The sequence below is a fragment of the Streptomyces sp. NPDC055099 genome (genome assembly GCF_053607685.1).
Map to the genome: position 1 here is coordinate 203,629 of NZ_JBSGUA010000005.1, position 11,930 is coordinate 215,558.

At 70.6% G+C, this 11,930-nt stretch carries 12 protein-coding genes; 7 read left to right on the forward strand and 5 right to left on the reverse strand.

From position 1 onward, the window contains the following. Nucleotides 1-106: 106 nt before the first annotated feature. The 4 genes from ACWFRU_RS15415 to ACWFRU_RS15430 all read left to right on the forward strand — a co-directional run bounded on the left by ACWFRU_RS15415 (nt 107) and on the right by ACWFRU_RS15430 (nt 4,005). Nucleotides 107-901: a hypothetical protein gene (locus ACWFRU_RS15415; RefSeq protein ID WP_453687112.1), complete on the forward strand. Its 795-nt coding sequence runs from the start codon at nt 107-109 to the stop codon at nt 899-901. Nucleotides 902-1,014: 113 nt separating this feature from the next. Further along, a complete protein-coding gene (locus tag ACWFRU_RS15420) occupies nt 1,015-1,602 on the forward strand; it encodes an RNA polymerase sigma factor (protein WP_453687114.1) in 588 nt (195 codons plus the stop codon). Nucleotides 1,603-2,266: 664 nt separating this feature from the next. Continuing rightward, entirely contained in the window at nt 2,267-2,932 is a 666-nt protein-coding gene (locus ACWFRU_RS15425) for an RNA polymerase sigma factor (RefSeq protein WP_365823293.1), read from the forward strand. Then, on the forward strand, nt 2,932-4,005 hold the full coding sequence (locus ACWFRU_RS15430; RefSeq protein ID WP_453687116.1) for a hypothetical protein: 1,074 nt from the start codon (nt 2,932-2,934) through the stop codon (nt 4,003-4,005). The genes ACWFRU_RS15425 and ACWFRU_RS15430 overlap by 1 nt, the downstream gene beginning before the upstream one ends. 269 nt (nt 4,006-4,274) lie before the next feature. Here the strand turns inward: ACWFRU_RS15430 and ACWFRU_RS15435 are convergent, their stop codons facing one another. Further along, on the reverse strand, nt 4,275-5,096 hold the full coding sequence (locus tag ACWFRU_RS15435) for a L,D-transpeptidase family protein (RefSeq protein WP_453687118.1): 822 nt from the start codon (nt 5,094-5,096) through the stop codon (nt 4,275-4,277). A 166-nt stretch (nt 5,097-5,262) separates the two neighbouring features. Here ACWFRU_RS15435 and ACWFRU_RS15440 point away from each other — a divergent pair, with 166 nt between their 5' ends. After that, nucleotides 5,263-6,843, forward strand: a complete 1,581-nt coding sequence (locus tag ACWFRU_RS15440; protein WP_453687120.1) for an acyl-CoA mutase large subunit family protein — start codon at nt 5,263-5,265, stop codon at nt 6,841-6,843. A gap of 137 nt (nt 6,844-6,980) precedes the next feature. Next, nucleotides 6,981-7,634 carry a leucine efflux protein LeuE gene (gene leuE / locus ACWFRU_RS15445; protein ID WP_453687122.1) on the forward strand — a complete coding sequence of 218 codons (654 nt, stop codon included), beginning with the start codon at nt 6,981-6,983 and terminating at the stop codon, nt 7,632-7,634. Between the two features lie 51 nt (nt 7,635-7,685). Here the strand turns inward: leuE and ACWFRU_RS15450 are convergent, their stop codons facing one another. Beyond that, the gene (locus ACWFRU_RS15450) at nt 7,686-8,150 is read right to left on the reverse strand and encodes a MarR family winged helix-turn-helix transcriptional regulator (protein WP_453687124.1); all 465 of its coding nucleotides are present in this window, start codon (nt 8,148-8,150) and stop codon (nt 7,686-7,688) included. 57 nt (nt 8,151-8,207) lie between these two features. Between ACWFRU_RS15450 and ACWFRU_RS15455 the strand changes: the two genes are divergently transcribed. Next, nucleotides 8,208-8,375 (forward strand): hypothetical protein, encoded by a 168-nt coding sequence (locus ACWFRU_RS15455; RefSeq protein WP_453687126.1) that lies wholly within the window; start codon nt 8,208-8,210, stop codon nt 8,373-8,375. Here the strand turns inward: ACWFRU_RS15455 and ACWFRU_RS15460 are convergent. The 3 genes from ACWFRU_RS15460 to ACWFRU_RS15470 are packed head-to-tail and all read right to left on the reverse strand — an operon-like array spanning nt 8,359 to nt 11,824. Next, nucleotides 8,359-9,501: an acyltransferase family protein gene (locus tag ACWFRU_RS15460; protein WP_453687128.1), complete on the reverse strand. Its 1,143-nt coding sequence runs from the start codon at nt 9,499-9,501 to the stop codon at nt 8,359-8,361. The two genes, ACWFRU_RS15455 and ACWFRU_RS15460, sit on opposite strands and share 17 nt — an antisense overlap. Then, complete coding sequence (locus ACWFRU_RS15465; protein ID WP_453687130.1) at nt 9,498-10,847, reverse strand: alpha-2,8-polysialyltransferase family protein; 1,350 nt, start codon at nt 10,845-10,847, stop codon at nt 9,498-9,500. Before ACWFRU_RS15465 ends, ACWFRU_RS15460 begins: the two co-directional genes overlap by 4 nt. Further along, on the reverse strand, nt 10,847-11,824 hold the full coding sequence (locus ACWFRU_RS15470; protein WP_453687131.1) for a glycosyltransferase family 2 protein: 978 nt from the start codon (nt 11,822-11,824) through the stop codon (nt 10,847-10,849). Before ACWFRU_RS15470 ends, ACWFRU_RS15465 begins: the two co-directional genes overlap by 1 nt. Nucleotides 11,825-11,930: the final 106 nt, after the last annotated feature.

Consider the following 11,930-nt stretch of genomic DNA (forward strand, 5'->3'; position numbering starts at 1 on the left):
AGTGTGGGTGGGGGCCGTGGTTTCAGGGGTGGGGATTCCAGGGGTGGAGAAGAGACGCCGTGGGCTGCGGGGCCGGTGGGTGCGAGGGGTTGCCTGCTGTCTCGCGATGGGGGCGCTCGCGGCCTGTGGTGCGGAGGGGAAGGTGTACGAGGGGCTGGTCGAGCGGACGCCCGCCGAGCCTTCGGCCCCCGCCGACGAGGTGCGGGGCGGGCGCCTCGCACGCGAGGCCATGGAGCTCCTCAAGAACGCCGACTCGGTGCGCATCGGGGTCGAGATGACCAGCCCCAAGGGTCACCAGGAGGTCTCGGTGCACATGGACCGCCAAAGCAACTGCACGGGCACCTTCGACTCGGGGCCCATGCAGCAGGGCGAGTTGGTCATGATCGGCGGCGGAGACGCGTACATCCGTTTCTCGGACGCGTCGCTCGACGCGATCCGGGACGCCGCCGTGGCGCGTGGCCCGCGGATCGCGGCCACGGCCCGGGAGCGGACGGATCTCGCCCGCGGCAAGTACATGAAACTCCCGAAGGGGGGCGCGCGTTCGGGAGCGGGCTCGCCGACGAAGATGTGCGATCTCGACAAGGCGTTCAGCCAGCTCGGCGGCTCGGGATCGGACGCCGACATGGAGGGCGCCCGCGCGCTGCCGGAGAGGCGGTGGCACGGCGAGCAGGTCACCCCGCTGGCCGCGACGGACAGCGGGCACGACATGACGGCCTATCTGGCGACGGGCGACAAGCCGTACATCGTCGGCATGACGCAGGAGCGTGGCGACGAAATGATGGAGATGCGGATGTCCGACTACGACAAGCCGGTCGCCGCGCGCGCTCCCGACCCCTCCCTCGTGCTCGACATGGAAGCGCTCGGCATGGGCCCGGGCGGCGGCTCGCTGTTCGAGGTCTGAGACGCCGTCCGCATCCGTGACCATCACCTGTGACATTTCTGTCGGCTCTGGCGCAGCTCAGCGTGGGGGCACGGACACGGTGAGCTGTGTCGCGTCGGTACGGATGGGAAAGCGTGGGTCGAGGAGGGGAACCCCGTCGCGCACGGGCGCGGGACGAGGAGCTCGGTGCCGCGGTCGCGCGGGCGCAGGAGGGTGACGAGGCGGCCTTCGCGGTCGCGTACCGCCTGGTGCAGCCGGGGCTCGTCGGCTATCTGCGGGGGCTGGTCGGCCACGACGGCGAGACCGCGGAGGACATCGCGGCCGAGGCCTGGCTGGAGATCGCCCGCGATCTGGGGCGGTTCCGTGGTGACGGCGCCGGCTTTCGCGGCTGGACGGCGACGATCGCGCGCCACCGGGCCCTTGATCACCTGCGGCGCCAGAAGGTCAGGCCGCGGCCGTCCGCCCTCGACCAGGACGTGCTCGATCTCCCCGGGCCGCTCAGCACCTCGGAGCAGGCGCTGGAGTCGATCTCCACGGGGGAGGCGCTCGCGCTGATCGCCGGGCTGCCGCGGGACCAGGCGGAGGCGGTGCTGCTGCGGGTCGTGGTGGGGCTGGACGCGGGGGCGGCGGCGCGGGTGCTTGGCAAGCGGCCTGGGGCGGTACGGACTGCTGCGTACCGAGGGCTTCGGCGGCTTGCGCGGCAGTTGGGGGGTTCGCGGTGATCCGGCGGCCTCGGGTGGCCGCCGGGGTGCCACGCCTTGCCAGGTGGCTGGCGGAGGCGATTCGCGTGGAGCGGGTTGACGTGGAGGCTCAGGGGCGGGCGCTTGCCGCGTATCGCTCGGCTCGCGAGGCTGCCGCGCATCCTCCCCCGCCGACCCGTCCCGGCGATGATTGGCGCGGTTGAGGGGGGGTGGGGGGAGGGGGCTCGCGTCGTTCTTTTGTCTGCGCGTGGGTGGGGGCTTGTCGCGCAGTTCCTCGCGCCCCTGACGGGGCAGGTGCTCGTCGTCTTTGTCTGCACGTGCGTCTTGGCTGAGCGCGCAGTTCCTCGCGCCCCTGACGGGGCGCGTGCCCGTCGTTTTTGGTTGCGCGTGCGTCTTGGCTGGGTGCGCCGTTCCTCGCGCCCCTGGAAGGGTGTCCCCGCCAAGGTGAACGGCCGGGGTCGCCACCCCCCACAGGAGAGACCCCGGCCGTCACGCGGACGGACCGCACGCGGCCCGTACTTCCTTCAGCGCCGCGCGTGCGTTTTCTGTCACACCGCGTACTGTCACGCGCTAGTTGCACGTTGTACCAAACATGGACGTGAGCCCACTTCAGCCCGTAGCGTGCTGCTTCGCGCCAGGCTGCGGGGTCAGGACCGCAACCGGTGTAGGCGCATAGGGAGAAGTTGTGCTGGGGGACGACGCGGAACTGACCGCCGCGGTGCTTGCGGCGCAGGACGGGGACGAGACCGCGTTCCGGACTGTGTACCGCGCCGTGCACCCGCGGCTGCTGGGCTACGTGCGCACACTGGTCGGAGACCCGGACGCGGAGGACGTCGCGTCCGAGGCCTGGCTGCAGATAGCCCGCGACATCGACCGGTTCAGCGGCGACGCGGACCGGTTCCGCGGCTGGGCGGCACGCATAGCGCGCAACCGCGCCCTCGACCACATACGCATGCGGGGTCGCCGCCCGGCGATAGGCGGCGACGAGACCGAGCTGACCGGAAAGCCCGGCGAGGCGGACACCGCCGACGAGGCGATGGAGTCCCTCGCCACCGGCGACGCCCTCGCCCTGATAGCCCAGCTCCCGCAGGACCAGGCGGAAGCGGTCGTTCTCCGGGTCGTCGTCGGCCTCGACGCCAAGAGCGCCGCCCAGACCCTCGGCAAGCGCCCCGGCGCGGTCCGCACCGCCGCGCACCGCGGCCTGAAGCGGCTCGCCGAACTGCTCGGCGCGGAGGGCCCGCCGAGCGAGGGTGCGCTGGACGCCGTACCGCCCCAGAGGGAGCGGCGTGGGCGCGCGGTGACATCCGCCGGTGTGACGCATTCGCGTTCGCGGGCGCAGAAGGACATGTGATGGCCGACGAGGACTACAGGTGGCTGGACCGCGACGCGGCGGAGCGTTTGCTGAGCGGTGAGTCCATCGACGGCACCGACCCTCACACCAAGGAACAGGCCGCACGGCTGGCCAAGGCCCTGGCCGCCCTCGCGGCGGACGAACGCGCGGGTTCCGTCGTACCCGCCGACGTCTCCGCCGAACTCCCCGGTGAGGCCGCCGCGCTCGCGGCGTTCCGCGAGGCCCGCGGCCCCCGGGCGGCTTCTACGCGCGTGGGAGCGGGCGAAACCGTACGTATCGGCCGCTCGGCGCCGCCGCCCCCAGCACGCTGGGCCCGCCCCCTGCGCTACGGCCTCGCCGCCGTGCTCGCCGGCTGCATGGTCGGCGGGGTCGCCGTCGCGGCCGGTACGGGCGTGCTGCCCTCGCCGTTCGGCGACCGGGACCAGCCGGGCCCCGCCGCCTCCGCGTCCTCCGTGGCCTCGCCCGAGCCGCTCGCGTCCCCGTCCGAGGGGGCGAGCAGCACCCCGGACATCGAGCCCGACGACGTGACCACCACCCCCGAGGACCCCACGCGCGAGCCCGGCAGCAGCGCCCCGCCGCGCAGGACCGAGGACTCCGCCGGCGCGTCCAAGGGCGGCACCGCGGGCACCACGCAGCCCGGCTCCGGTGATTCCCGGCGCGAGGACGAGGCGAAGGACTGGTACCGCAAGGTGGTCTCCGCCTGCCGTGACTACCGCAGCGGAGAACTCCAGGGCGAGAAGAGGCGCCGCCTGGAGGAGGCCGCCAAGGGATCGCAGCGGGTGACCGAGTTCTGCGGCCGGGTCCTGGACGGATCGGGCAGCGACCGCGAGCCCGACGGCGGCGGCAGCGGCGGCAGCGGTAGCGGCGGCGGTGGCGGCGGCGGTGACGACGACGGCGACAAGGGCGGCGACGGCGACAACAGCGACGGCGACGGGCCGTCCGGCGGCGGCAACGACCACTGGGGCAACGGCGGCAGCAAGCCCGTCCCGCCGGTCGGCGGGCCCGCCCTCCCGCGGCCGACGCCGACCCCCACCGCCTCCTACAGCGCACAGCCCGTGCTGCCCGGCTCCTGACTCACCTGCCTTGCACTCGCCTCTCACTCGCCTCTCACCCGCGTCTGACCTGCTCAAAGAACGTGGTCAGCGTGGGTGTGACGTTTTTTGGAGCAGTGACGCAGTAAGAAGTGAGCCGACTGGTCATCGGCCCGCGCACGAGCCAGGGGTTCCCCCCGTACCTTTGGCTCAGTGCCACCAGCGTGGGCGGGAGACGTTCCCCCGATCCCGCCCACGCTGATTAATCCACCTGAAGACACTGGTCGATCACTTGTGAAGACGTCGGTCAGTCACTTGTAGACCACGACCTTGTCGCCCTTCCTCACCTGCGCGTACAGGCTCGCGATCTTCTGTTCGTCCCGTACGTTCACACAGCCGTGCGAAGCGCCGGTGTAGCCGGTCGCCGCGAAGTCCGTCGAGTAGTGCACGGCCTGGCCGCCGCTGAAGAACAACGCGTACGGCATGGACGAGTCGTACAGCGTCGAGACGTGGTGGCGGGACTTCCAGTAGACGGTGAACGTGCCCTCGCGGGTGGGCGTGCCCCGCGAACCGAAGCGCACGTCCATCGTCGAGACGGTCCGGCCGTCGATCATCCAGGTCAGCGTGCGGCTCTCCTTGCTGATGCACAGGACGCGACCGGTCAGACAGGCTTTGGCGGGCTTCGACGGCGGGATGCCGCCCCCGGAGTAGAGCTCGTACTTCGTGGGCTCGTGCGTCATGGCGAGCAGCCGCTGCCAGGTGACCGTGTCGGTCGTGCCCGTGGCGGGCAGCCCGCGTTTCTCCTGGAATCCCTTGACCGCGGTGGTCGTGGCCTCGCCGTACGTGCCCGAGGGGTCCTCGTAGAGCCATTCGACCTCGCGGAGCCTGGCCTGCAGCTCCCGCACCTGGTCACCGCGCTGTCCCGGGGCCATCAGGGTCTTCGGCGGTGCCTTCGGTGGCGCCTTCGGGGTCGAGGTCCGCTCCGGTCCCGGTTTCTCGGACGGCCCGTCCTGTCCGCCGCCGCCCCCGTCCGTCTTCGTGGGAGAGATCCGGATCGGCTGCGCCTTCCCGTCCGAGTCGACGGCCTGCGCCTTGCAGCCGGCCACCAGGGCGACCGTCACCACGGCCCCCACGGCTATCGCACCTTTGCGCACAATGACCCCCGGGATCGCTCTACCGACCGACAGACTCACCGGGAGTGTTCCCAGCGAGTGACCACTCCTGCACGTTGCCGCATGCTGGTGGATGACCGCTATACCGGAGAAGTAACGAAGGATCTCTGGCAGGAGGCACACAGCGATGGCGCGTGAGTCGGAGTCCGGACTGCCCGTCGAGCCCGTGTACGGCCCTGAGGCCCTCGACGGCTGGGATCCCGAGGTGAAGCTGGGCGCCCCCGGCGCGTATCCGTACACGCGCGGCGTCTACCCCTCGATGTACACCGGGCGCCCCTGGACTATGCGCCAGTACGCCGGCTTCGGTACGGCCGTCGAGTCGAACGCCCGCTACAAGCAGCTCATCGAGAACGGCACGACGGGCCTGTCGGTCGCCTTTGACCTGCCGACGCAGATGGGCCACGACTCGGACGCCCCGATCGCCTCGGGCGAGGTCGGCAAGGTGGGGGTCGCGATCGACTCGATCGACGACATGCGCATCCTGTTCGGCGGCATCCCGCTGGACAAGGTCTCGACGTCGATGACGATCAACGCCCCGGCCGCGCTGCTGCTCCTGATGTACCAACTGGTGGCCGAGGAGCAGGGAGTCGACGCGGGTGAACTGACGGGCACGATCCAGAACGACGTACTGAAGGAGTACATCGCCCGCGGCACGTACATCTTCCCGCCCAAGCCGTCGCTGCGTCTGATCGCCGACATCTTCAAGTACTGCCGGGCCGAGATCCCGCGCTGGAACACCATCTCCATCTCCGGCTATCACATGGCCGAGGCGGGCGCGACGCCCGCGCAGGAGATCGCCTTCACCCTCGCCGACGGCATCGAGTACGTCCGTACGGCGGTCGCCGCGGGCATGGACGTGGACGACTTCGCCCCGCGCCTGTCCTTCTTCTTCGTGGCGCGTACGACGTTCCTGGAGGAGGTCGCCAAGTTCCGTGCCGCACGCCGCATCTGGGCCCGCGTGATGCGCGAGGAGTTCGGCGCGAAGAACCCCAAGTCGCTGATGCTGCGCTTCCACACCCAGACGGCCGGGGTCCAGCTCACCGCCCAGCAGCCGGAGGTGAACCTCGTCCGCGTCGCGGTCCAGGGCCTTGGCGCGGTCCTCGGCGGAACTCAGTCCCTGCACACGAACTCCTTCGACGAGGCGATCGCGCTGCCGACCGACAAGAGCGCGCGCCTGGCCCTGCGCACCCAGCAGGTCCTGGCGTACGAGACGGACGTGACCGCCACGGTCGACCCGTTCGCCGGGTCGTACGTCGTCGAGAAGATGACGGACGACGTCGAGGCCGCGACGCTCGAACTCATGGAGCGCGTCGAGGACATGGGCGGCGCGGTGGCGGCCATCGAGAACGGCTTCCAGAAGAACGAGATCGAGCGCAGCGCCTACCGCATCGCGCAGGAGACCGACTCCGGCGAGCGCGTCGTGGTCGGCGTCAACCGCTTCCAGCTGGACGCCGAGGAGCCCTACGAACCCCTCCGCGTCGACCCCGCCATCGAGGCCCAGCAGGCGGCCCGCCTCGCGAAGCTGCGGGCGGAGCGGGACCAGGCGGCGGTGGACGCGGCGCTCTCGTCGCTCCAGGAGGCGGCCAAGGGGGAGGCCAACGTCCTCCACCCGATGAAGGACGCGCTGCGGGCGCGGGCGACGGTGGGCGAGGTGTGCGACGCGCTGCGGGAGGTGTGGGGGGCGTACGAGCCCTCGGACGTGTTCTGACGCACGCCCGTCGACTGACCGACGCCACAAGCGTCTGACCGACGTCACAAGCGTCTGACCGACGTCACAAGGAGCGTGGTGTCCGATGTGCGGACACCGCATCCTTCATGTCGTACGCGCGTGCGAGACTCCGCCCCATGCTGGGTGTCACCGATCTTCCGACCTATCTCGCGGGCCTCGCCCTGATCATTCTGCTGCCGGGGCCGAACTCGCTGTACGTGCTGTCCGTCGCCGCGCGCCGCGGCGTGCGCACCGGCTATACCGCCGCCGCGGGCGTCTGGTGCGGTGACGCCGTCCTGATGACGCTGTCCGCGGCCGGAGTGGCTTCCCTGCTGCAGGCCAACGCGCTGCTGTTCGGGATCGTGAAGTACGCCGGTGCCGGCTATCTGACCTGGCTCGCGATCGGGATGCTGCGGGCGGCCTGGGGGCTGTGGCGCGAACGGCGGCAGCCGGTGACCGAGGCGGGCGCCCAGGCCCAGGAGGGCGCCGCCGAGCGCCCGTTCCGCAGGGCCTTGGTGATCAGCCTGCTCAACCCGAAGGCGATCCTCTTCTTCATCGCCTTCTTCGTGCAGTTCGTCGATCCGGACTACGCGTACCCCGCGCTGTCCTTCCTCGTGCTCGGCGCCCTCGCCCAGCTCGCGAGCGTCCTCTACCTGACCGCCCTGATATTCAGCGGCACCAAGCTGTCGGCCGCCTTCCGCCGCCGCAAGCGGCTCTCGGCGGGAGCCACTTCGGCGGCGGGCGCGCTGTTCCTCGGTTTCGCGGCGAAGCTGTCGCTCGCCAGTGGGTGAGTGCCGAGAGCCGGCCGGCGGTGAGCGGCACTGAGCGGCACCGAGCGACGCTCAGTGGTGCCAGGCCGCCCCTCCCACGTTGTGGATCATGCGCTGGAGGACCTTGAGGGTACGGACGTACTCCTCCTCCGGGATGCCCGCGTGGATCTCCGCGCGCAGCTTCTGCTGGCGCACGGCGGCACTTTCCCGCAGGGCGCGGCCCTCGTCGGTGATGCGGATGCGGCCGTCGCCCACCTCGGCGAGGAGGCCTCGGTCGCGCAGGGCGTCGATGTCGTGGTCCAGCTTGCCGTCGCCGACATCGAGGTAGCCGCGCAGGATGCCCACGACCTCCGCGCGCTCGCGGTCGTCGCTCGTGAGCAGTTGGTTCAGGATCCACCACTGGGGCTGGGTGAGCCCGGCCTCGGCCAGCGTGGTGCGGATGTGGTGGACGACGGCGTCGCCCGTGGCCGATGCCCAGTAGCCGATGGGCTGGTTGATGAGGTCTTCGTCGCTGTGGGAGTACGTGAAAGTGTCCATGCCCAGAACGTAGAACCTCAAGTTTGATTGAGGTCAACTGTCCGTACTCTTGCCCCCATGGATGAAGGCGAGACGCTGGAGCGGTTGGTCCAGGAGCTGGTGGACGCCATCGGGGAGGCCGGGGCCGTCATGGACGAGGCCATGGACGTGGCCCGCGCGGTGTCGGCGGACGGCACCGCCGACACCGCCGACACCCCCGCGGACGGAGTCACTTCCGGGTCATGAGCCCGTTGCGGATCAGCGGCGTGAGCCGCTCCTCCACGAAACGGTTCAGCAGCCAGGCGAGCAGCAGCATCGCCGCGACCGTCAGACCGAGCGTCGCGTACGAGGGAAGCCCGAGCCCCCGGTGCAGCGCGCCCACCGTCACCCAGCCCAGGTGCTCGTGCACCAGGTAGAACGGGTACGTCAGGGCGCCCGCCACCGTCAGCCACTTCCAGTCGGCCCGGTGCAGCGCGCCGAGCGCGATGAGCAGCACCGCGGCGAAGCCCGCCGTCACGACGGCGATGATGCCGAAGGACGTGCGGTAGGAGAAGAACTCCGGGGCCGGCGCGTGCCAGAGGCGGTCCACCGCGTAGTGCTGGCCGATCAGCCAGCTCACGCCCACGATGCCCCACGCCGTCAGGTCCTTGCGGTCCCGGTGGACGAGGTAGATGCCGATGCCGCCGATGAAGAAGGGTGCGTACTCGGGCATGAGGACGAGGTCGAGCAGCGGCTCGTCCACACCCTCCGCGATGACCGCGGCCAGCGTCCACACCGCGCAGAACAGGATGACGCGGGCCCGGTTCGCGCCCGGCATCACGACGAAGAGCGCGAAGAGGGCGTAGAAGCGCAGCTCGGCCCAGAGCGTCCAGCAGACCCCCAACACCCGGTCCACGCCGAGCGGTTGCTGGAGCATGGTCAGATTCACCAGGGCGTCGCTCGGCGAGACCGCCTTGTACGTCACGACGGGCAGCGCGAAGACCGCCGTCACCAGGATGATCGCGGCCCAGTACGAGGGCAGCAGACGCGAGGCGCGTGAGGCGAAGAACGCGCGCAGCGGACGGCCCCAGCCGCTCATGCAGATCACGAAGCCGCTGATCACGAAGAAGATCTGGACGCCGAGGCAGCCGTACGCGAACCAGGCGTGCGCCGTGGGGAACTGAAGCTGCGGTGAGCTGCCCCAGGCCTCGCTGATCTCGCCGTCACGTCCGCCGTAGTGGTAGGCGGCGACCATCAGGGCCGCGATGAGCCGCAGTCCGTCCAGGGCGCGGAGGCGGGGGCGCGCGCGCCGGACGGTGGGAGTGGTGATCGTGAGCGCGAGCGTGTCCGCCCCCGAAGATTCCTTCGGGAGCGTCGGTGTGGGAGAGGTCATCCGAGTGCGGTCCGCTTGATGGAGCGCTGGACCGAGCGGGCGCGGCGCGCGACCCGGCGTACGGCCGCGTTGCGCGGGATGAACGAGAGCTGCGTGGGCAGCGCTCCGGGCAGGGCGAGGGCCGTGAGGCGGCGCCGCTTGAAGTAGCGCCAGGTGTGCGGGGTCAGGTGCGTCGAGAGGTACCGCTCGGCGGCCTGGCGGCGGCGCGGGTAGATCTGCGGCTGCATGGCGAAGCCGACGGCGACGAGCAGCTCGCCCAGGTCGGCCACCGGCATGCCGGGCTGCCGGCCGGTGACGGCGCCCTTGTCGGCGAGGTCCGGGATCAGCGCGTCCACGATGGTGACCGGCACGCGGTTGCTGTTCTGGTAGGGCGCGAGCCGCTCCAGGAGGGTCTCCGTGCCGGTGCGGGCGACCGGCAGGCCGTAGAGCGCGGACGCGGTGAGCAGCGCCGTCGAGAAGCAGCCGATGACGAGCGCGGGACGCATCCGCTGGTACAGGACCTCGGCGAGGACCGGCGAATCGAGGACGGTCAGCTCCACGCCGATCGCCTCCGCCTCCTTCTCCAGCATGCGCGACCAGCGGGCCGGGGCGGTCGGATGCGGCTTGAACACCACGCGTGTGTGGCCGAGTTCGGCGGCGCCGCGCACCATGCGTACGTGCAGCTCCTCCTCTTCCTCGGCGGTCAGGATGCCGAGGGCGGAGAGGTACTGACCCAGGAGCAGGGCGGGTTCGTGCAGGTCCGGCACCTCGTCCTCACCCACGGCGAGGTGGTCGAGCACCTTCACGAACGCCTCGGTCGGCACGATCTCCGGCTCGACGTCGAACTCGGTCAGGAGCAGCGGGGTCAGGCCCGGCACCAGGTCCAGGTGCAGGAGGCGGCGTACGCGCGTGCCGACCAGCGGGTCGATCTTGTTGCGGGTCGGGCCGTAGCTCATCAGGCCGTCCGCGTAGACGTCCACGGGCGCGCCCGTGAAGATCTGCGTCAGCGCCAGGGCCGGGTTGACCTGGATCGACTCGACGGCCAGCTCGATGTCGTCGTCACCGAGGCCCCACAGGAGCCGGATGTACCGCTCCCACATCGGGACGTCGTCCGCCCGGGGGGCCCAACCGCCCGGGTGGAAGGGCGAGATGGCCTCGTTCCAGGACCGTACGTCGTCGAACCGGTCCCGCAGGCGGTCGAAACCCGGCATCTCGTCCACGGCGACCGTGGTCTCCGGCGTCGCCGCGTTGTTGCTGACCAGGAGGATCCGCCGGTCGGCGGGAGCGAAGCGGTCGGCGTCGATCGCGGCGGCCAGTGTGGCGGTGCCGTACAGCGTGGACGCGAGGAAGATCTGCGTCGTCGCCATTACGCGGCCACCTCCGCCGACACCGGGCGCCGACGCAGCCGGCGAAGGCGGGTCGCCCGCTGTATGTCCATGGAGTCGAGGGCGTCGTCGAGAACGCCCTGCGGCATCCGCGTCAGGGCGGCCGCACTCAGTGACTTCAATTTCCGCGCCACTTGTGGCTCGAACCTTTCGATGGATCCCAGATGGTGGGAAATGATCGCGCAGTAAGTACGGACTGCCTTCGGCAGGAGTTTGTCCGCGTCCCGGTCCGCCGCGGTTTCACGGACCACCTGGTCGAATGCCCGAATGAAATCGAGCTGTCGTACGTCGCCGATCTGTGTCAGTGACGAGGCGACCCCGCGCCGGTAGAACACGCCGAGAAGTCCCACCGCGGCGAAGGATTCCGCCTCGCGGTGCAGGCGCCAGATCCACGGCCGGTCCTCCGCGGTGCGCAGACCGTCCGTGAAGTGCAGCAGGCCCTGGTCGGCCAGGCGCCGGTGGTAGATGCCCGCCCAGGCGTACGCGTAGTCGACGGACGTCGACCGGTCGGCGGGCAGGATGACGTCCCGCGGCGGCATGACGACACCGCGTCTGCCGTGCGGGACACGGTGGATGCTGCGGGCCCGTGCGGTGCACTGCACATGGTCGGTACGCACGAAGTCGCAGCCCAACTGCTCGATGGCGGCGACGAGTTGCGCGTAATAACCCGGGGCGAGCCAGTCATCACCGTCGAGGAAGGTGAGGTACTCGCCGCGCGCCGCGTCAAGGCCCGTGTTGCGGGCGGTCGCCAGACCGCCGTTCGTCTCATGGCGGAGATGGACGGCACCGGGCAGCTCGCGCGCGGCGCGCTCCAGGATCTCTGGAGTCTCGTCCTTCGAACAGTCGTCGACGAGAATGAATTCGAAGTCTTCGCGTGCGTTCGCCCGCAGACTCCTCAAGGTGTCGGGCGCGTATTGCTGCACGTTGTAGAACGGCACGATGACGGAGAGCTTAACCACGTGGGTGACGTTAGGTGTCGGCCCGGCATTCGTCTTGGCCGAAGGTGAGATGCCAGGTGAACGACGCATGGCGGAATGGTTAACCCGCCTGCTGACCGGCCTTTTC

Coding starts and splice junctions, on each gene's coding strand:
- ACWFRU_RS15440 (WP_453687120.1), top strand. CDS start 5,263: ATGGCGCGTGAGTCGGAGTCCGGACTGCCCGTCGAGCCCGTGTACGGC.
- ACWFRU_RS15465 (WP_453687130.1), bottom strand. CDS start 10,847: ATGGCGACGACGCAGATCTTCCTCGCGTCCACGCTGTACGGCACCGCC.
- ACWFRU_RS15450 (WP_453687124.1), bottom strand. CDS start 8,150: ATGGACACTTTCACGTACTCCCACAGCGACGAAGACCTCATCAACCAG.
- ACWFRU_RS15455 (WP_453687126.1), top strand. CDS start 8,208: ATGGATGAAGGCGAGACGCTGGAGCGGTTGGTCCAGGAGCTGGTGGAC.
- ACWFRU_RS15460 (WP_453687128.1), bottom strand. CDS start 9,501: ATGACCTCTCCCACACCGACGCTCCCGAAGGAATCTTCGGGGGCGGAC.
- leuE (WP_453687122.1), top strand. CDS start 6,981: ATGCTGGGTGTCACCGATCTTCCGACCTATCTCGCGGGCCTCGCCCTG.
- ACWFRU_RS15430 (WP_453687116.1), top strand. CDS start 2,932: ATGGCCGACGAGGACTACAGGTGGCTGGACCGCGACGCGGCGGAGCGT.
- ACWFRU_RS15415 (WP_453687112.1), top strand. CDS start 107: ATGGGGGCGCTCGCGGCCTGTGGTGCGGAGGGGAAGGTGTACGAGGGG.